An 18,716-nucleotide genomic window follows, 5' to 3' on the forward strand; every position below is an offset into this window, starting at 1 on the left:
CAGCGAGTTGGCCTCGCCACTCGCTGTCTTTCTTGGACGTTTCCTCCCTAAACTTGGCGGTGCCTTCGGGCACCGCCTTTCTTTTTTCCGGCACACGAGAGAAAGAATTTCTCCAAATGGAGAAAATCCTTCTACGCCATGCTGCACTGCATCAAGCTCGGAGAAAGGTCCAATCGGTCGTCGTCAGATGCCCGATCAGGGCGGTGAGGTCCCGCGCCAGGGGAACCAGCCCGGCATTCCGCTCGATCCGCGTCTCGTCCATGTAGAGCGAGCGGGCGATCTCGATCTGCAGGGCATGCACCGCATCGCGCGGGCGGCCGTAATGGCGAGTGACATAGCCGCCGGCATAGGGATCGTTGCGCCGGACGCGGTAGCCGAGGCCGAGCAGCACTTCCTCGACCAGCCGCGTCGCTCGCGGGGCGCAGGCCGTGCCATGGGCGTCGCCGAGCACGAAATCCGGCGGGTTGGCGAGCTGCGCCGGATGCGCCGGCATAGAATGGCAGTCGATCAGCAGGCAGAAGCCGAAGCGGGCCCGGGTCTCGGCCAGAAGCTGCGCCAGGGCGGCGTGATACGGCTCCCAGCACTGGCGGATGCGTTCCTCGGCCTCGGTGAAGGACAGGCGGCGGCGATAGACCGTCTCCCCGGTCGCGACGATGCGCGCGATGGTGCCCAGCCCTGCGCCGACGCGGGGGCTTGAGGTGTTCACCCAGGGCGGCAGCGGCCCATCGAACATGCCGGGGTCGAGTTCCCAGGGTTCGCGGTTCACGTCGCACCAGACGCGTGGAAAGGTCGCGGCGATCAACGGCGCGCCATGGGTCGGGGCGGCGGCGAACAGTTCGTCGACGAAGGAATCCTCGCTGCGGCGAAGCGCGAGCGGCGCCAGCCGCGCCTCGGCGACCAGCCGCGCCGGATAGTCGCGGCCCGAATGCGGCGAGGCGAAGACGATCGGCAGGGTCTGCCGCGCCGGGCGTTGGATGTGGAAGGGCGCGGTCTGGGCCGGCGCGTCCAGGTTGGGGGCGGGAAGGTCCATGCAGCTCCAACGGAACCATAGCACCCGATCCGTGTCACGCCACAGACATCTCCCGGGACCACGCCGGCGGCCCGATGCCACGCATCGGGCCGGGAGCGCACAGCGCGACCGCGCCCAACCCGCCAGCCGTCGCCCGTGCGCCAGTGCACGGCGCGAAGGCAAGGCGGCCGGATGGCCGCCGCCCGCCGTCTGAGGGCAAAGCAAAGACTCCGGCCGCCACTGGCGGCCGGGATTAGCGAAATAGTCAGCCGCGCCGTCGCATGCTGGTCCCGATGTCCGGCAAAACCAGCGGTGCCAAAAACAGCGGCACCATCGTCATCAAGCGAGAGGAAGTCATCGAAGGCGGCCACCACGGCGGCGCGTGGAAGGTCGCCTATGCCGACTTCGTCACGGCCATGATGGCGTTCTTCCTGCTGATGTGGCTGCTGAACGCGACCACCGAGGAACAGCGCCGCGGCCTGGCCGACTATTTTGCGCCGACCAACCTGCTGGCACGCTCGGTTTCCGGCTCCGGCCAGCCCTTCGGCGGCCAAACGCCGAATGATGATGGCAACGTCACCTCGAATTTGGGCGCCATGACCATTCAGCCCGGCCGCCTGCCGGTGGTGATGGATATCGAGGAAGACGACACCGAAACCCCCGCCCGCCCCATGCCCCGCCGTGACGGCCCCGAGGGCCGCGAGGATGCCGAGGATGCACGCCTGACCGTCGCCACCCCGCCCGGCGCCCAGGCCGGGCCGGAGCCGCCCCGTGGCGGCCCGTCCGACACCCCGGCGCCCGAGGCCAGGCCCGAGGCGCTGGGCGAGGTCGAACTGCGCCAGGAACTCGCCCGGCGCGAACGCGAGGCCTTCGAGGCCGTCGCCCAGCAGATCCGCGACACCGTCGCGGCCGATCCGGCGCTCGCCGACCTCGCCCGCCAGATGCTGGTGGAACAGACCCGCGACGGGCTGCGCATCCAGCTCATCGACGCCGACCGCCAGCCGATGTTCGCCCTGGGCGGGACGGCGCCCAATGACCGCGCCCGGGCGCTGCTGGCCCGCGTCGCCCAGGCCGCCGCGCGTCTGCCCAACCCGATCGCCATCGCCGGTCACACCGACGCCACGCCCTTCCGCGGCGGGGGTGAGCGGAGCAACTGGGACCTCTCGACCGAGCGCGCCAACGTCACGCGCCGCCTGCTGATCGAGGCCGGGCTGCCCGAGACCCGCATCCGGTCCGTCTCCGGCCTCGCCGATCGCGAGTTGCTGATGCCCGACGCCCCCAACGCGTCGGCGAACCGCCGCGTCTCCATCACGGTCCTGCGCCAGAATCCGGACGCCGCCCCATGATCGCGCTCGCCGGCCTCGGCTTCCTGCTGGTCTGCGTCTTCGGCGGCTATGTCGCCGCGGGCGGGCATCTCGAGATCATCCTGCATTCCCTGCCCTTCGAATTCGCGATCATCGGCGGGGCGGCGATCGGCACGCTGATCATGTCCAACAGCATGGCCGAGCTGAAGCATGTCGGCGGCGGCTTCGGGAAGCTGCTGAAGGGCGCGAAATACACGCGGCAGGACTACATGGACCTGCTGTCGCTGCTCTACTACCTGGTGCGCCTGGCGCAGACCAAGGGGCCCATGGCGCTCGAACCCCATATCGAGAAGCCGGAGGAAAGTGCCGCCTTCAACAAGTTTCCGCGCATCGCCCATGACCATCACGTGGTCCATCTGATCTGCGACTATCTGCGCATGGTCGGCATGAATGCCGACGATCCGCATCAGATCGAGGACGTGATGGCGCGCGAGCTGAAGAAGGCAAAGGAGGAGGAGATGCACCCCTCCCACGCCATGCAGGCCATGGCGGATGCGCTGCCGGCGCTCGGCATCGTCGCGGCGGTGATGGGCGTCATCAAGACCATGGGGTCGATCGACCAGCCGCCGGCGGTGCTGGGGCGGCTGATCGGCGGCGCGCTGGTCGGCACCTTCCTCGGCGTGCTGCTGGCCTATGGGCTGATGGGACCCTTCGCCTCACGCCTCAAGGGCGTGGTGGAGGAGGAGAGCAAGTTCTTCGAGGTGATCCGCGCCGTCCTTGTCGCGCATCTGCACGGCAATGCCCCGCAGGTCGCCGTCGAGACCGGCCGCAAGATGGTCCCCACCGGCCACATGCCGAGCTTCCAGGAACTCGAACAGACGCTGCAGGAATTGCAGATCGCCTGACGGTCAGTGGATGGGGTGGCCAAGCTGTTCCAGCGCGAAGCGCAGCGGCGCATCAGAGATGCGCAGTAGCCCCGCATGGGCGTTCTGCAGCTCGAGGATCATGAAGATTGCGCCGCTCACCGCCAGCGCGCCGGCGCCGATCGCCAGCACGATGATCGTGTTGGCGCGAACGAACAGCCCCATGGCGAGGAACATCAGCGACAGCCAGGACACCAGCACGGCGAGGAAGGGCCATTGCAGGTCGTCCGTCACGTCGCGCACCAGCAGCGTTGTGCGCGCCTGCACCAGACGTGAGGCGATCGCCAGCGCCTGCTGCTGTGCCGCATGCTCCGCCGCATTGGCCGGCTGGAGGCCCGCCACCGCGTCGTAGAAGGCGTCCAGATGCTGCGGGTCGATCATCGCCGTCTCGTCGGACCGCGCTTCCAGCACATGGGCGTCGATCGCCGCGTGCAGCATGCGGCGCAGCGCCGCCCGGGCCGACGCCGCCGCCGGGCCGGTATGGGCCAGCGCCCCGTCGAGCACCATGATGTCGGCCGCGAGCGCCGAGGCGCCATCGGCCTGCTCACGGTAGTGGGTATTGGCCGAGGCGATCAGCAGGCCCAGCACCAGCGTCGCGATGGAGGCGATGAAGGCCTGGACCAGCCGGACCACATCCTTCGATTCGCCGCTGCGGTGATCCTCGAGCAGGGCGCGATGCAGCAGCAGGCCGACCAGGCCGAAGGCGAAGGTCACGACGAAGACCCCCGCGCCGATCAGCAGCGTCATCTCGACCAGTCCTCTCCCTGGCGCGACGCGCATCCCGCGCGCGCCCAGGGCCGATCATGGCCATGGGCGCGCGGCGCCGCCAAGGGTCAGCAGCTTTGTGTCAGGCCTTCACGCCATAGATGGCGCGCGCGGCTTCCGGGCTGACCAGCCCGTCCTCGATGTCACGCTGCACGAGGGCCGGGTCGCGTTCCTTCGGGTCGCCCATGCCACCGCCGCCAGGCAGCTTCAGCAGCAGGCGACGACCCTTGGGAACGACCTGGAAACCCTTGGTGCGCAGGATCGTGCCGTTGGAATCGTTCAGTCCGACCCAGCCTGTGGCGCCTTCCCCGCCGCCCTCACGTCCCTTCGGCGCGTTGGCGACGCGGTCGAAGATGGCATTCACGGCGAATTCGGCATCGCCCTTCGCGCCGATCTCCATCACCTGCCCGAAGCCGCCGCGGGTGCGGCCCGCGCCGGCCGAATCGGGGCGGAGCTGCTTCTGCCAGAAGATGACCGGGGCGACGTTCTCGGTCGCCTCCACCGGCATGGTGCGCACGCCGGACGGGAAGGCCGTGCCGTCCAACCCGTCCTTGGTCGGCCGCGCGCCGGTGCCGCCGGAGTTGAAGGTGATGATCTCGAAATCCTCGGTCTCCGCCGCCTGGCCGGAGACCTGCGAGCCACCCCGCAGCGGCGGGTTCCACAGCGCCGAGGAGCCTTCCGCATTCACCCGATGCGGCACCGCCTGGTGCAGGCAGCCCATCATCAGGTCGGGCAGCAACTGGCCGACGACATGGCGCACGCTGACCGGATACGGGCGCGGGGCGTTGAGGATGCAGCCCTCCGGGATCTCCATCTGGAAGGGCAGCAGCGACGCCCAGTTGTTCGGCACTTCCGGTGCGACCACGACCTTGATGCCGAAGCAGGCATAGGCGCGGCAATAGGCCGGCGGGACATTGATGCCGCGGCTCGACAGGCCCGAGGTGCCGGCGAAGTCGACCACGATGCGGTCGTCATGCGTCGTCATCTTCGCCTTGAGCGTGACCGGGGCCTCATAGCCGTCCGACACGATCGAGGCGTGAAAAGTGCCGCGCGGCAGCTTCGCGATCTCGGCGAGGGTCGCGCGGGTGCTGGCCTCGAAGATGTAGGCCCCGATCTCGTCGAGGCTGTCCATGTCGAACTCGTCCAGCATCTCGACCAGACGCTTCGCGCCGGCGTCGTTGCAGGCGCAGAGGCTGTAGATGTCGCCCTCGAGCTCGACCGGCGTGCGGGACCCGGCGCGGATGAAGTCGAAGAAGGTCTCGTTCGCGACGTTGCGGTCGAAGCACTTCACGATGGGGATGTAGAGGCCTTCCTCGAAGACGCTCCGCCCCTCGGGCCCCATGCCGAGGCCACCGATATCGATGATGTGCGCGGTGTTGGCAAACAGCCCGACGATCTTGCCCTTGCGGAAGGCCGGCGTGACGACGGTCAGGTCGTGCAGGTGGCCGGTGCCGAGCCAGGGATCGTTGGTGATGTAGTGGTCACCCGGCTGCATGCCGGCCGCGGGGAACTTCGCGAGGAAGTGCCCGACCGCCTCCGCCATGGAATTCACATGGCCTGGTGTGCCGGTCACCGCCTGGGCCAGCATGCGGCCTTCGAGGTCGAAGATGCCTGCCGACAGGTCGCCCGCCTCGCGCACCGTGGTGCTGAAGGCGGTGCGGATCATGGTCTGCGCCTGTTCCTCGACCACCGCGATCAGGCGGTTCCACTGGATCTGGCGCTGGATGGTGGCGAGTGCGCCGGTTTCCTTGCTCATCACGCGGCCTCCTGCGTCAGGTCGAGATAGCCGAGCCCATCCATCCGGCAGTTCCAGGATGGCCCGATCAGGGTGCTGGTCTCCGCCTCCGCCACGATGGCGGGGCCGTGGATCGTCGCACCGGGGGACATGTGGTCGCGGTCATAGACCGGCCATTCGGTGACTTCACCGGTCGCCGTGTCGCGCACCATCTGGGTGCGGATGGGCTTGGGCGCGGGCGCATCGGCCACGGGCGCGGCCGGTTCGACATGCGCTTCCACGGTGCGGACGGTGACGGCGAAGGAGAGGATCTCCACATCCGAACCGGGCACCGGTCGGTCGTAGAAGCGGGTGTATTCGGCGTCGTAGTCGGCGCGGATCGCGGCGACGTCGGATGCGGTCAGCGCGCGCGGCGGCAGGTGGACCGCGATCTCGTGGCCCTGGCCGACATAGCGCATATAGGCGATGCGCGTTTCCTCGACCGGCGCGCCGAAGGCGCCTTCGGAGACGACCTTGGTCGCCTCGGCCGACATGGACGACAGCAGCCCGTTCACCGCGGCGAGGTCGAAGGACCCGAAGCGCTGATACAGCGACTTCACCACCTCATACGCGACGGGCGCGCGCAGGAAGCCGATGGCGGACCCGACGCCGGCGCCGCTCGGCACCAGCATGCGCTTAACGCCGATCTTCTCGCACACCCGGTAGCCGTGCACCGGCCCGCCGCCGCCGAAGGCGATGACGAAGCGGCCATCATAGCCCTTGCCGGATTCGATGGCGTGAACGCGCGCGGCGTTCGCCATGTTCTCATCCACCATCTCGACCACGCCGAGCCCGGCCATCTCAGCCGACAGCGCCATCTTGCCGCCGACATGCTCCGCAAGCGCGGACAGCGACAGTTCCGGCTTCAACGGCAGCGACCCACCGGCGAACAGCGAGGGCTCATAGCGGCCGAGCGAGAGGTTCGCATCCGTTACCGCCGGATGCGTGCCGCCGCGGCCGTAGCAGGCCGGTCCCGGATCGGCGCCCGCCGATTCCGGCCCCACCTGGATGCGGCCCATGGAATCGACCTGGGCGACGGACCCGCCACCCGCACCGATCTCCACCATCTCGATGACGGGGATACGCAGCGGCAGGCCGGAGCCCTTCTTGAAACGGCCGACGCGCGCGACCTCGAAGGTGCGGGACGCCTGCGGGCGGAAATCGTCGATCAGGCAGACCTTCGCCGTGGTGCCGCCCATGTCGAAGGACAGCACCTTGTCGAAACCGCGCTGCTTCGCGACGAAGGCGGAGAAGATCGCGCCACCCGCCGGGCCGGATTCCACCAGGCGGATCGGGAAGCGCGAGGCCGTCTCGATCGTCGTCAGCCCGCCGCCCGACAGCATCAGGAACAGCGGGCAGGTCAGCCCCGCGGCACGCAGCCCGACTTCCAGCCGCCCGAGATAGGACGCCATCAGCGGCTGCACATAGGCATTGGCAACCGTGGTCGAGAAACGCTCCCATTCGCGCATCTCGGGCGAGACCTCGGAAGACAGCGAGACCTTCACCTCCGGCCACATCTCCCTCACGATCTCGGCCGCGCGCTGCTCGTGCGCCGGGTTCACGAAGGCATGGAGGAAGCCGATGGCGAGGCTCTCGATGCCTTCCTCCTTCAGGAAGGCAACCTGCTCGCGCACCGCCGCCTCATCCAGCGGGAGCAGCACCTTGCCGGTGTTGTCCAGCCGTTCCGGCACCGCGACGCGCCAGCGGCGACGCACCAGCGGCTGCGGCAGTTCGATGTTCAGGTCGTACTGGTCGTAGCGGGCCTCGTTGGCCAGCGCGAGGACATCGCGGAAGCCCTCGGTCGTCAGCAGGGCGGTCTTCGCACCCTTGCGCTCGATGATCGCATTGGTCGCGAGCGTCGTGCCATGGATGACCAGGGCGAGATCGCCCGCCGCCATGCCGGCCTTGGCGAGAACCTGGGTCACGCCTTCCAGCACGCCCTTCTCGGGCGCGGCGGGGGTGGTGAGGACCTTTGCCGTCCAGCGCTGCTCGCCCTTCTCGATGGCGAGGTCGGTGAAGGTGCCGCCGATATCGACGGCAAGGCGAGCTTTGGCCATGTCAGATGTCATGCTGTCCTGGAAACGGAAAAGGTCGTGATGCGCGGGACATGCATACCCCGCGCCAGCGGCGATCAGAAGACCGCCAGGCGGGAATTCAGCAGGTCGGTCACCAGCATGCAGCCCGGCGCGTGGGTGATGCAGAAGGGTGGCTTGCTGGCGGCGACCACGGCCTGGGGCGTCACGCCGCATGCCCAGAAGACGGGCAGTTCATCCTCGGCCACGGTCACGGCGGCACCGGCATCGACCTTGGACAGGTCGGTGATGCCGATCATCTCCGGCTTGCCGATATGCACCGGCGCGCCATGCACCGAAGGAAAGCGCGAGGTGATCTGGATGGCGCGGATCGCCTCGGCCGGGGTGAAGGGGCGCATGGACACGACCAGCGGGCCGTGGAACGGGCCGGCAGGCACGGTCGGGACGTTGGTGTTGTAGACCGGCACCGGCACCCCTTCCTCGAAATGGCGCAGGCACAGCCCGTCGGCGAGCAGCGCTTCCTCGAAGGAATGGGAACAGCCGAGCAGGAAGGCCACCAGGTCGTCGCGCCAGAGATGCGTGATGTCATGGACCTCCTCGACCATCATGCCGTCGCGCCAGACGCGGTAGGTGCCGATGTCGGTACGGATGTCGATGTCACGGCCTAGGCTCGGCAGCGACGGATCGCCGGGTTCCGAGGACGCCAGCAGAGGGCAGGGCTTCGGGTTCAGCGCGCAGAAGCGTTGGAAATCGGGGGCGAGGTCACGCGGCAGGATGGCAAGGTTCGCCTGGACATAGCCTGGCGCCATGCCCTGGGTCGGGCGGGTCCATTCGCCGCGGCGAATGCGCTGGCGAACGTCCCAGCCTGTCTCGTGCAACGCGGGATTGTGGTCCATGGGTGCCTCCTGGTCCGCGAGGGCATAGCAGCCCCCGCCGCGCCCCGTGTCGAACGCGAAATCTGGATCGATCCGATCGCAATTATCGATCATGCGTTCCGGAAATCTCCCGCGCCAATGCCGCAATGGTCGCTGCGACGTGGCTGTCGGGCTTGCGGATATAGCTGACATGGAAGGCGACGTCCGGCAGCGTGACATCGGTGACGTGGATCTGTCGCAGCGCACCCGATGCCAATTCACGATCGGCCACGATCAGTTGCATCACGCTGACGCAGACCCCCGCGCGGGCCAGTTCCGCCATCGTCGCGATGGACGTGCTGCCCCACAGCCGCACCCCTGGCGTGCCGGCCTGGTCGAACAGGGCGCGCAGCGCAGCCGAGACCTCCGTGTCATGCGAAAAGCTCAGGATCGGCCAGCGCGTGAGTTCCGCCAAACGCAACGGCCTGTCCGGCAGACCGAGCGCAGGGCTCGCCAGCCAGCCGAGGGGATAGGAACACAGCGGCTCGTTGATCGCCCGCGGATCGTCCACCGTCCCGGCCAGCATGGCGATGTCGATATGCCCGGCCACGAGGCTCTGGCGCAGCGCCGGGGTGATGTCCACCACCATATCCAGCACGATGCCCGGATGCGCCGCGCCGATGCGCTGCACCAGGCGCGGCAGTAGCGTATGCGCAAGCGTTTCCGAAATGCCGATGCGCAGCAGGCCGCGCATCGAAGCGGGGTCGGCGATGGCGCGCAGCATCTCCTCGCGCAGATCGACCATCTGTTCGGCATAGCGCAGCAGGGCGGTGCCCTCGGCGGTCAGCGTGATACGCGGACCACGCTGGAAGATGCGGATGCCGAGTTCCTGCTCAAGCTGCGCGACACGGGCGGAAATCGCCGATTGCGTCGTGTTCAGCCGCGCCGCAGCGGCGCGGAAGCCGCCAAGGCGGACGATCCAGAGGACGGTCTCTAAGGAGCGGAGGTCGCGCATGGGATTCCGAGAGGGGCGTCGCCCCTCTCAGGCTCACCCCGCCAAAGGCCCGAGGCCTTTGGAAACCGATACCGGGCGCGGGGTGCCGCTGTCAAAACGAAGCCCATCAGCCGCGCCGAGTGCCGGCGGTCCAGGGTGCACGGCACCCTGGCGGGGTGGCTTGGAGGGGCAGAGCCCTTCCAGCCTTACTGCGCCGCCTCCGCCGCCCAGCGCTGCACCACGGCACAGGCCTGCGCGAAGTCTTCCATCCGCATCGCCTCATGCGGATTGTGGCTGCCATTCTGGTTGCGCACGAACAGCATGCTCGACGGGATCTTCGCCTCGGCGAAGGCGGCGGCGTCGTGGCCGGCGCCCGAGGCCATGTCGAGATGCCCGACGCCCAGCGCCTCGGCCGCGCGCTTCAGCCCGGCACGGATCTCCGGGTCCATGATGGCCGCGCGGCTGCCCGTCTCGGGGCCGAGTTCGAAGCGCACACCGCGGCGGGCCTCGATCTCCTCCATGAAGCGGTGCATCGCCTCGAACATCAGGTCGCAGGCATGCGGGGACACGCTGCGCACGTCGAGCTGGAAGGTCGCCTCGCCGGCGATCTTGGTGAAGCCGGCCTCGGCCGTCGTCGCCATGGTGCAGAAGGTGCAGACCAGCACATGGCCCATGGTGTCGAGCCGACACCATTCCTCATCCATGCGGTGCACCAGCTCGGCCAGCGCGGCGGCCGCGTCGCGGCGATACTTGCGTGGCGTCGCACCCGAATGATTGTACTCGCCGGCCACGCGACCCTGGCGCAGGCGGCGGCTGCCGGGAATGCCGGTGACGATGCCGATCGGCAGTTGCTCGGAGTCCAGCACCGGCCCCTGCTCGATGTGCAATTCCAGGTAGCCGGCGACGTTGTGGGCGCCGAGCGCGTGCTCGCCGCGCGCGACGGCGTCCGGGTCAAAGCCTTCCTCGCGCATGTGGTCGGCCAGGCTGCGGCCGGTGTCGTTGCGCGGGATTTCGAGCCCATCTGCTTTGAACAGGCCGAGCGCCATGCGCGACCCCGGATAGGACACCGGGAACCAGGCGCCGGCTTCCTCGGCGCGGATCGCCATGACGGTGATGTCGCGGCCAGGCACGAAGCCGGCGCGCTTCATCCCCGCCACCGCGGCGAGGCCCGCGAGCACCCCGGCCGCGCCATCGTAGTTCCCGCCCTCCCGGACGGAATCGAGATGGCTGCCGATGACGATCCGCTTCGCCGTCCGGTCCGTCCCGGGCAGGGTCATGTAGAGATTGCCCGCGACGTCATTCGCGCATTCCAGGCCGAAGCGTTCCGCCGCCGCGCGCACCAGGGCATGGGCCATGCGCTCGCCGGGGCCATAGGCCTCTCGCGTCACGCCCTCGCCATCGGTGCTGCCGGCCCTGAGCCCGGCGAAGAGTTCGTCGGCAAGATCCACATCGGGGGTCAGGTTCGGCAGCATCGTTTGGTATCCCTGGGTTTGGAGCTTCCGATTCAGACCTCCGGGTGCTCGGCGCCGATGGCGCCTGCGCCCTTCGGTCATCGGATGCTCACAGCATCGACCGCACGCGGCCACCATCCACGCGGACCATCGAACCGGTGATGTAGGAGCCGGTCTCGCCAGCGAGGAAGGCGCCCATCGGGCCGTATTCGCTCGGCTCGCCCACGCGGCCCGCCGGGACTTCCTTGCCGGCGCGCGCAATCTCCTCATCGACCGTCGTGCCGGCCTTCTCGGCGCGGGAGGCAGCGGTCTGGGTGATGCGGTCGGTGCGGATCGACCCCGGCGCCAGCACGTTCATGGTCACGCCATCGGCCGCGACCTCGCCCGAGAGCGTCTTCAGCCAGGCCCAGATGGACGCGCGCAGCGTGTTCGACAGCGCGAGGAACGGGATCGGGTGCTGCATGCCCGAGGAACCGACCACGATCACGCGGCCCCATTTCTGCGCCCGCATCGCCGGCATCAGCTTCATGGTGATGCGGATCGGCGAGACCACGATGTTCTGGAACCACTTCACCATGTCCGCTTCCTTCATCTCGGAAGCGGTGCAGGGCGGCGGACCGCCATGGTTCAGCACCAGGATGTCCACGCCGCCCATCGCGGCGACGGCGGCATCGGCGAGCTTGTCCATCTCCTCGCCCGAGGAGACATCGGCCTGCACCACGGTCACCGCCGGCGCGCCGAGCGCCTTCAGATCGGAAGCGGCCTTCTCCATCGCGGCGACGTCGCGGCCGCTGATGGTCAGCACCGTGCCCTCGGCCGCCAGCGCATCGGCGATCGACCGGCCAAGCCCCTTGGCGCCGCCCATGACCAGGGCGCGTTTGCCCTTCAGACCAAGATCCATGCTCATCCCTCCCGAAACCGGCTGCAAAAATGGGAGCGGACCCTGCCCCCTCCCCCGCCCCCTGGCAAGACGGGCGGTGCCGGGCCATGGTGCGGCCCGTTGATTCGAATCAAAGCAGGAACCGTTCCATGGCCAAGCCCACCGTCCTGGTCACGCGCAGACTGCCCGAGGGCGTGCAGGACAAGCTGGCCGCGACCTTCGATGCCCGGCTGAACCCCGAGGACGCCGCCTGGTCAGGCGATGGAGCGGAGATCGTCCGCCGCGCGGCCGAAGCGGGTCCGGCCGGCATCCTCTGCGCCGCCGGCGATGCGCTGAATGCCCGGACCATCGCCGCCCTGCCGGACAGCGTCCGCATCATCGCCACCTTTTCCGTCGGCACCGACCATATCGACCTGCCGGCGGCGCAGGCGCGTGGCATCGCCGTGGCGAACACGCCGGACGTGCTCTCCTTCGCGACCGCCGAGATCGCCTTCACCCTGATGCTCATGGCCGCGCGCCGTGCCGGCGAAGGCGAGCGCCTGGTCCGCGCCGGCGCCTGGACGGGCTGGGCGCCGACGCAGCTCATGGGCACGACGCTGGAAGGCAAGACGCTCGGCATCCTCGGCTTCGGGCGCATCGGGCGGGAGCTCGCGCAGATGGCGCGCGGGATGCGCATGGCGATCCACTACCGCAACCGCAGCCGCGTCGCACCCGAACTGGAAGAGGGCGCGATCTATCACGACAATGACGACAGCTTCCTCGGCGCGATCGACGTGCTGTCGATGCACATCCCGGGCGGGGCGGAGACGCGGCGATGGCTCGATGCCACGCGTATCGCGAGGCTGAAGCGCGGCGCCATCGTGGTGAACACCGGCCGCGGCACCACCGTGGATGACGACGCGCTGATCGCCGCGCTGCGATCGGGCCACCTCGCTGCCGCCGGCCTCGATGTCTATGACGGCGAGCCGCGCGTGCATCCGGGCTACCTTGTGCTCGAGAACATCGCCCTGCTGCCCCATCTCGGTTCGGCGACCGTCGAGACACGCCAGGCCATGGGCGATCGCTGCATCGAGAACCTCGCCGCCCTGCTGATCGAGGGGCGCGAGCCGCCTTTCCGCGTCGCCTGACCTTCCCCACGCAAGGACACCGCCATGCATTTCGACTTCCGCAGCATTCCCCCCGAACAGGCCTACAAGCTCGTCGTCGCCTCGGTGGTGCCGCGCCCGGTCGCCTGGGTCGTCACCCAGGACCGCGAGGGCAACGTCAACGCCGCGCCCTATTCCTTCTTCAACGCCTTTTCGAGCAACCCGGTGATCGTCGGCATCGGCTGCGGGCCGCGCTCGCCCGGCTCGCCCAAGGACACGCTCGCCAATATCGAGGCGACGGGGCAGTTCGTGGTGAACCTCGTCTCCGCCGCGACCGCGGAGCAGATGAACGTCACCGCCATCGACTTCCCCGCCGGCGTGAACGAGATCGAACAGGCCGGCCTGACCACCGCGCCGAGTGCCGTGGTGAAGGTGCCGCGCATCGCGGAAAGCCCGGTCGCGCTGGAATGCGAGATCTTCCAGTTCGTCCCGGCCGGCCACCACACCATCGTCATGGGCCGGGTCGTGGCCGAATACGTCCGCGATGACTGCGTGATGGATGCGTCGAAATTCTACCTCGACACGCCGAAGCTCGAACTCGTCGGGCGCATGCATGGCCGTGGCTGGTATGCGCGGACCACCGACCGCATCGAAATCCCGCGCATCCCGCTCGCCGATTGGCAAGCGCGGCAGAAGTGACGCGCGGCGCGGCCTGACGCGCTCGCACTGGACACCACGGCGCGCAGCCGTCAGCCTGGACCGCAATGCTGCGGCCCAGGCAAGGGCCCGCGCCGGAGAGGATGTCCATGACCGATCTGCGCCCGTCGCGACGGAGCCTGCTGCTGCTCGCCGCCACAAGCCTACCCACCCCCGCGCTGGCCCAGGTCTATCCCGACCGCCCGCTGCGCTTCGTGATTCCCTGGCCGCCGGGCGGCACCAACGACATCGTCGGGCGCCTGGTCGCGGACGGCCTCGCGCACCGCCTCGGCCAGCCCGTGGTGATCGAGAACCGTGGCGGCGCCGGTGGCGCGCTGGGGGCGGAGGTGGTCGCGAAATCGGCCCCGGACGGTTACACGCTGCTGCTCGGCGGCTCGGGCAGCCTCACCATCAATCAGCTCGTCCGCAAGCGCCTGCCCTATGACCCGGCGACCGCCTTCGCGCCGGTCGGAATGATCGGCAGCGGCGCGAACGTCATCATCGTTCATCCCTCCGTGCCCGCGACCAACCTGCGCGAGTTGCAGGCCGTGGCGCGCGCTGCGAACCCGCCATTGAACTATGCCTCGCCCGGGGTCGGCAGCACCGGCCATGCGGCCGGCGCGCTGATCACCCAGGTGCTGGGCGTCGAGATGCAGCATGTGCCCTATCGCGGCACCGGCCCTGCGATGAACGACGTGGTGGCGGGCCGCATCCAGGTCTTCACCAACGCCCTTGCGCCGATGCAGCCGCAGATCGAGGCCGGGACGGTACGAGCCCTGGCCATTGCCGGCCCGCGTCGCAATGCCGCCCTGCCGAACGTGCCGACCACGGGCGAGGCGGGCTTCCCCGACATCCAGGCGGCGACCTGGTACGCGCTGTTCGCGACCGGCGGCACACCGCCCGACCGGGTCGATCGCCTCTTCGCAGCGCTCTCTGCCACGCTGGCGGATGGCGACATCCGCAAGAAGCTGGAGGATGGCGGCCTCGACGTCGAACCGAGCGAAAGCCCCGCCGCCTTCGCGCGCTTCGTCGCGGAGGATGCGGCGCGGTGGGAACCCGTGGTGCGTCGCGCGGGTGTCAGCGTCGAGTGACGGACCAGAGAGGGGCTTTGCCCCTCTCCAATGCCCCCTCCCCCTTGCGGCTGCGCCCCGTTGCGGCAGGATGGGCGTCAAGGGATAAGGAAACAACGTCCATGATCGCTCGCCGCCGCTTGGCGCTTGCGGCCCTTCCGCTGCTTGCGGCCCCCGCTCTCGCCCAGGGCGCGCCCTGGCCGAACCGCACCATCCGACTGATCGTGCCATGGCCGCCCGGCCAGGCGACCGACCTCGTGGGCCGCATCATGGCGCAGCGCTTGTCGGAGACGCTCGGCCAGCAGGTGGTGCCGGAGAACAAGCCCGGCGCGGGCGGGTCGATCGGCACGGATTTCGTCGCCAAGGCGGCACCCGATGGCTACACGCTGCTCGCCGCCTCGATCGGGCCGATCTCCTTCGGGCCGCTGTTGCAGCGTCTGCCCTACGATGTGGAGCGCGACCTCGCTCCCATCGCGACCTTCTCGGGGTCGCCTTATTTCCTCGTCGTGCGCGACGACAGCCCCGCGCGCGACGCGAAGGGACTGATCGACCTGCTGAAGCGTGAGCCGGGCAAGCGCAGCTATGCCTCCTCTGGCGTCGGCGGCGCGCAGCACCTGCTGACCGCGCTGCTCGTCGCGCGCACCGAGGTCGATGTGCTCCATGTCCCCTTCCAGGGCAGCGGCCCGGCCATGGCGGCCTTGCTCGGCGGCCAGGTGGATTTCGCCATCGAGACCCTCGCAGCCGCGGCCGGGCTGATCCGGGAGGGCAAGCTGCGCGCGCTCGGCAGCACGGTCGGCCGCCGCACGGCATTGATGCCCGAGGTGCCGCCGCTCGCTGAAGTGCTGGACCTGCCGGGCTACGACTATATCGGCTGGATCGGCATGATGGCGCCAGCGGCGACGCCGCGGCCGATCCTCGACCGGCTCTCGACAGAACTCGCCACCGCCTCGGCGCTGCCCGAGACGCGCCGGCGCCTCGCCACCATCGGCACCGAATCCCTCCCGCGGAATCCGGACGAGTTCAGCAGCCTGCTCGCACAGCAGCGGGAGGCCTTCGGCACCGTCATCCGGCAACTCGGCATCCGGCCCGATTGACCTGCGACAGCAAGGACAGACCCATGACCCGCACCGTCGGCCACCTCCTGGCCGAAAGCCTCGCCGCCCATGATGTCGATCTCATCTACGCCGTGCCTGGCGAATCCTATCTCGGCCTGACCGATGCGCTGACCGAGTTCCCGCAGATCCGCCTGGTGGTGTGCCGGCATGAAGGCGGCGCCGGCTTCATGGCTGTGGCCGATGGGCGCATGCGCGACGGGCGGGCCGGCGTTGCCCTCGTCTCGCGCGGGCCTGGCCTGACCAACGCGATGGTCGCACTGCACAGCGCCTATCACGACGCGACGCCGCTCGTGATCCTGGTCGGCCATGTGGAACGCAAGGATGTCGGCCGATTGGCGCTGCAGGAGCAGAACTACTCACGCCTGCTGGCCGACGTGACCAAGGGCGTGCTGGAGGTCATCCAACCGATCCAGGCGAGCGAGGTGATCGCGCGCGCCTTCCACCTCGCCCAATCCGGCACGCCCGGCCCGGTCGCCGTCATCCTGCCCGAGGATATCTTCGACGAACCCGCCGAAGGCCCGGTGGTGAAGCCGCGCACCCTGCCTCGGCCCGGACCGCGGGCCGAGGACCTCGATGCGCTGGCCGAGATGCTGGCCAATGCGGAACGCCCGCTGGTGCTGGTGGGCGGCGCGATGACGACGGGCGGGACACAAGCGCTCGCCGACCTGACGCGCCTTGCCGAGGCCTGGTCCCTGCCGGTCAGCCCGACCCATCGCCGGCCGCATCTGTTCGACGCGCATCACCCGAACTACGGCGGCTACATGGGCATCCGGGTGCCCAAGCCGCTGATCGAGGAAATGAAGAAGGCGGATCTGATGATCTGCCTCGGCGAGCGGCTGTCGGACAGCATCAGCCAGTCCTACACCTTCCCGGCCGCACCCGATCCGCAACTGCCGCTGGTGCAGGTCTGGCCGGATGCCAACGAGATCGGCCGGGTCTGGCGCGTGGACCTGCCGATCGCCGCCGACCCGCATGCGGTGATCCGCGGACTTCTGGCCCGCAATGCGCCGGAAGCGAGCGAGGCGCGCAGACGCTGGGTGAAGGGGCTGAACACCATCCACCGTTCCTTGCTGGCCCCTGAATGGGACCGCATGGAAGATGGGGTGAATTTCGGTGCCGTCTGCGCCGCCATGGCGCGTCACATCCCGGATGACGCCGCAGTCACGTCCGATGCGGGGAATTTTGCTTCTTTTCTGCACAGATATTTTCCATTCAGGCAAACCCACATGTTTCTTGCCTCAAATGTGGGCGCCATGGGGTCGGGCGTGCCGATGGCCGTCGCCGCCGCCCTGCGCCGCCCCGGCAAGCGGGCCGTGGCCTTCGTGGGCGATGGCGGCATCCTGATGACCGGCAACGAGATCGCGACCGCAATGCGGGAGAAGGTCGCGCCCGTGATCATCCTGTCTGACAATTCCACCTACGGCACGATCGGAATGCATCACGAAGGCCGCTATCCGGGCCGCCCCTACGACCAGGCGACGCGGCTGGTGAACCCGGATTTCGTGGCCTGGGCGCAATCCTTCGGCGCGGCAGGCTTCGACATCCAGGCCGAGGAGGACATCGAACCGGTCCTGACCGCAGCCTTCGCGGTGACCGACCGTCCGGTCGTCGTGCATGTGAAATCCTCCGCCGTTCAGGCCTCGGCGTGGAAGAAGCGGACCATGCCGTTGCCGGTCAGCGCCTGATCTCCCGAAGGCACGCCGCGCGGTATCCGGCGGCGTGCCCTTTTGGGGCTTCTTTGCGCTGCGGCCGCCACCTCCGCATGGAAATTTTATGGCCGGCAGCGCGAAGCTGCGCCACCGGCCGGCGCGCATCCGATGGGCGGATGCGCGCCGGCTGGCCTGCCCGGTTCGTCGCGCCGCGCGGTGGGCGAGGCCGCGTCAGCACGATTGCCATTTTGCGGCACGCGGCTTGCTCGGGCTTGTCATGGGAAGGGAAGGCCCGGTGCCCGGGCGCTCTCTCGACGTCGCTAGGCGACGCAGAAGAAAAGGACCAGACGCCCAGATGTTCAAGAAAATCGCTGCTCTCGCCCTTGGGTTCGGCCTGCTTGCCGCACCGGCGGTTGCCCAGGTCGATCTCGGTTCGGGTTTCTCCCTCACCGGGACGGTGACCGGGACGACCGACTACGTGTTCCGCAACATCAGCCAGACCAACAACCGGCCGGCGATCCAGGGCAGCCTGGAGCTGTCGCATGAGACCGGGTTCTACATCGGCACCTTCGCGAGCAACGTGGCCTTCCCGAACACCAATGCCCGGCAGGAAGTCGATGCGATCGGCGGCTTCCGCTATACCTTCGCCGAGGCCTTCACCGTCGACCTCAGCGCCGTCTACTACGGCTATCCGGGCTATTCGGAGCAGCCGGGCCAGAACCAGATCGCCTTCTTCGAGACGGTCCTGAAGCTGAAATACGCGCTGGACCCGGTGACCTTCGTCGGCACCGCCGCCTGGTCGCCCGACTACTTCGCATCCTCGGGCGACAGCTGGTGGCTCGAAGCCGGGATCGACGTGAAGCTGCCCATCCACGACATCGTCATCTCGGGCCGCGTCGGCTATCAGTGGATCGAGGACAACGCCCGCTTCGGCGCGCCGGACTACTTCGCCTACAGCGTCTTCGTGACTGTCCCGATCGCCTACGGCTTCTCGGCCGCGGTCGGCTTCTACGGGACCGACATCAGCCAGTCCCAGTGCGGCGGGCTGAAGGTCTGCGACAACCGCTTCATCGGTTCGATCAGCTTCACCTTCTGATCGGACGTCTCGCGGAAG

Annotated in this window: 16 protein-coding genes; 8 read left to right on the plus strand and 8 right to left on the minus strand. The window is 68.8% G+C overall.

The features are described 5' to 3' along the window. Nucleotides 1-151: 151 nt before the first annotated feature. On the minus strand, nucleotides 152-1,030 hold the full coding sequence (locus KPL78_RS13105) for an N-formylglutamate amidohydrolase (protein ID WP_219763407.1): 879 nt from the start codon (nucleotides 1,028-1,030) through the stop codon (nucleotides 152-154). A gap of 272 nt (nucleotides 1,031-1,302) precedes the next feature. Here KPL78_RS13105 and KPL78_RS13110 point away from each other — a divergent pair, with 272 nt between their 5' ends. Next, nucleotides 1,303-2,355, plus strand: a complete 1,053-nt coding sequence (locus KPL78_RS13110; RefSeq protein WP_219763408.1) for a flagellar motor protein MotB — start codon at nucleotides 1,303-1,305, stop codon at nucleotides 2,353-2,355. Further along, on the plus strand, nucleotides 2,352-3,218 hold the full coding sequence (gene motA, locus KPL78_RS13115; protein ID WP_219763409.1) for a flagellar motor stator protein MotA: 867 nt from the start codon (nucleotides 2,352-2,354) through the stop codon (nucleotides 3,216-3,218). Before KPL78_RS13110 ends, motA begins: the two co-directional genes overlap by 4 nt. Nucleotides 3,219-3,221: 3 nt before the next feature. Here the strand turns inward: motA and KPL78_RS13120 are convergent, their stop codons facing one another. From KPL78_RS13120 to KPL78_RS13150, 7 genes are all read right to left on the minus strand, one after another. Further along, nucleotides 3,222-3,983, minus strand: coding sequence for a bestrophin-like domain (locus tag KPL78_RS13120; RefSeq protein WP_219763410.1), 762 nt, complete (start codon nucleotides 3,981-3,983; stop codon nucleotides 3,222-3,224). Between the two features lie 100 nt (nucleotides 3,984-4,083). Next, entirely contained in the window at nucleotides 4,084-5,757 is a 1,674-nt protein-coding gene (locus KPL78_RS13125; RefSeq protein ID WP_219763411.1) for a hydantoinase B/oxoprolinase family protein, read from the minus strand. After that, nucleotides 5,757-7,832, minus strand: coding sequence for a hydantoinase/oxoprolinase family protein (locus KPL78_RS13130; protein ID WP_219763412.1), 2,076 nt, complete (start codon nucleotides 7,830-7,832; stop codon nucleotides 5,757-5,759). Before KPL78_RS13130 ends, KPL78_RS13125 begins: the two co-directional genes overlap by 1 nt. Nucleotides 7,833-7,906: 74 nt before the next feature. Further along, nucleotides 7,907-8,704 carry a putative hydro-lyase gene (locus KPL78_RS13135; RefSeq protein WP_219763413.1) on the minus strand — a complete coding sequence of 266 codons (798 nt, stop codon included), beginning with the start codon at nucleotides 8,702-8,704 and terminating at the stop codon, nucleotides 7,907-7,909. 82 nt (nucleotides 8,705-8,786) lie between these two features. Beyond that, nucleotides 8,787-9,677 (minus strand): LysR family transcriptional regulator, encoded by an 891-nt coding sequence (locus KPL78_RS13140; protein WP_219763414.1) that lies wholly within the window; start codon nucleotides 9,675-9,677, stop codon nucleotides 8,787-8,789. Nucleotides 9,678-9,862: 185 nt separating this feature from the next. Then, entirely contained in the window at nucleotides 9,863-11,128 is a 1,266-nt protein-coding gene (locus KPL78_RS13145; RefSeq protein WP_219763415.1) for a hydantoinase/carbamoylase family amidase, read from the minus strand. A gap of 88 nt (nucleotides 11,129-11,216) precedes the next feature. Continuing rightward, nucleotides 11,217-12,008 (minus strand): SDR family oxidoreductase, encoded by a 792-nt coding sequence (locus KPL78_RS13150; protein ID WP_219763416.1) that lies wholly within the window; start codon nucleotides 12,006-12,008, stop codon nucleotides 11,217-11,219. Between the two features lie 128 nt (nucleotides 12,009-12,136). Between KPL78_RS13150 and KPL78_RS13155 the strand changes: the two genes are divergently transcribed. From KPL78_RS13155 to KPL78_RS13180, 6 genes are all read left to right on the plus strand, one after another. Further along, on the plus strand, nucleotides 12,137-13,114 hold the full coding sequence (locus KPL78_RS13155; RefSeq protein WP_219763417.1) for a 2-hydroxyacid dehydrogenase: 978 nt from the start codon (nucleotides 12,137-12,139) through the stop codon (nucleotides 13,112-13,114). 24 nt (nucleotides 13,115-13,138) lie between these two features. Beyond that, the gene (locus tag KPL78_RS13160; protein ID WP_219763418.1) at nucleotides 13,139-13,771 is read left to right on the plus strand and encodes a flavin reductase family protein; all 633 of its coding nucleotides are present in this window, start codon (nucleotides 13,139-13,141) and stop codon (nucleotides 13,769-13,771) included. Nucleotides 13,772-13,878: 107 nt separating this feature from the next. Next, nucleotides 13,879-14,859 carry a Bug family tripartite tricarboxylate transporter substrate binding protein gene (locus KPL78_RS13165; RefSeq protein WP_219763419.1) on the plus strand — a complete coding sequence of 327 codons (981 nt, stop codon included), beginning with the start codon at nucleotides 13,879-13,881 and terminating at the stop codon, nucleotides 14,857-14,859. Between the two features lie 101 nt (nucleotides 14,860-14,960). Further along, the gene (locus tag KPL78_RS13170) at nucleotides 14,961-15,932 is read left to right on the plus strand and encodes a Bug family tripartite tricarboxylate transporter substrate binding protein (protein WP_219763420.1); all 972 of its coding nucleotides are present in this window, start codon (nucleotides 14,961-14,963) and stop codon (nucleotides 15,930-15,932) included. A gap of 23 nt (nucleotides 15,933-15,955) precedes the next feature. Then, entirely contained in the window at nucleotides 15,956-17,638 is a 1,683-nt protein-coding gene (locus tag KPL78_RS13175; RefSeq protein ID WP_219763421.1) for a thiamine pyrophosphate-dependent enzyme, read from the plus strand. 319 nt (nucleotides 17,639-17,957) lie between these two features. Continuing rightward, nucleotides 17,958-18,698 carry a TorF family putative porin gene (locus tag KPL78_RS13180; protein ID WP_219763422.1) on the plus strand — a complete coding sequence of 247 codons (741 nt, stop codon included), beginning with the start codon at nucleotides 17,958-17,960 and terminating at the stop codon, nucleotides 18,696-18,698. The last annotated feature ends 18 nt before the right edge of the window (nucleotides 18,699-18,716 follow it).

Source organism: Roseomonas alba (assembly GCF_019430885.1).
Taxonomy (GTDB): Bacteria; Pseudomonadota; Alphaproteobacteria; order Acetobacterales; family Acetobacteraceae; genus Neoroseomonas; species Neoroseomonas alba.

Bases quoted from the DNA above. Each gene is read 5' to 3' on its own strand.
- KPL78_RS13105 (WP_219763407.1), bottom strand. From the start codon at position 1,030: ATGGACCTTCCCGCCCCCAACCTGGACGCGCCGGCCCAGACCGCGCCC.
- KPL78_RS13110 (WP_219763408.1), top strand. From the start codon at position 1,303: ATGTCCGGCAAAACCAGCGGTGCCAAAAACAGCGGCACCATCGTCATC.
- motA (WP_219763409.1), top strand. From the start codon at position 2,352: ATGATCGCGCTCGCCGGCCTCGGCTTCCTGCTGGTCTGCGTCTTCGGC.
- KPL78_RS13120 (WP_219763410.1), bottom strand. From the start codon at position 3,983: ATGACGCTGCTGATCGGCGCGGGGGTCTTCGTCGTGACCTTCGCCTTC.
- KPL78_RS13125 (WP_219763411.1), bottom strand. From the start codon at position 5,757: ATGAGCAAGGAAACCGGCGCACTCGCCACCATCCAGCGCCAGATCCAG.
- KPL78_RS13130 (WP_219763412.1), bottom strand. From the start codon at position 7,832: ATGGCCAAAGCTCGCCTTGCCGTCGATATCGGCGGCACCTTCACCGAC.
- KPL78_RS13135 (WP_219763413.1), bottom strand. From the start codon at position 8,704: ATGGACCACAATCCCGCGTTGCACGAGACAGGCTGGGACGTTCGCCAG.
- KPL78_RS13140 (WP_219763414.1), bottom strand. From the start codon at position 9,677: ATGCGCGACCTCCGCTCCTTAGAGACCGTCCTCTGGATCGTCCGCCTT.
- KPL78_RS13145 (WP_219763415.1), bottom strand. From the start codon at position 11,128: ATGCTGCCGAACCTGACCCCCGATGTGGATCTTGCCGACGAACTCTTC.
- KPL78_RS13150 (WP_219763416.1), bottom strand. From the start codon at position 12,008: ATGGATCTTGGTCTGAAGGGCAAACGCGCCCTGGTCATGGGCGGCGCC.
- KPL78_RS13155 (WP_219763417.1), top strand. From the start codon at position 12,137: ATGGCCAAGCCCACCGTCCTGGTCACGCGCAGACTGCCCGAGGGCGTG.
- KPL78_RS13160 (WP_219763418.1), top strand. From the start codon at position 13,139: ATGCATTTCGACTTCCGCAGCATTCCCCCCGAACAGGCCTACAAGCTC.
- KPL78_RS13165 (WP_219763419.1), top strand. From the start codon at position 13,879: ATGACCGATCTGCGCCCGTCGCGACGGAGCCTGCTGCTGCTCGCCGCC.
- KPL78_RS13170 (WP_219763420.1), top strand. From the start codon at position 14,961: ATGATCGCTCGCCGCCGCTTGGCGCTTGCGGCCCTTCCGCTGCTTGCG.
- KPL78_RS13175 (WP_219763421.1), top strand. From the start codon at position 15,956: ATGACCCGCACCGTCGGCCACCTCCTGGCCGAAAGCCTCGCCGCCCAT.
- KPL78_RS13180 (WP_219763422.1), top strand. From the start codon at position 17,958: ATGTTCAAGAAAATCGCTGCTCTCGCCCTTGGGTTCGGCCTGCTTGCC.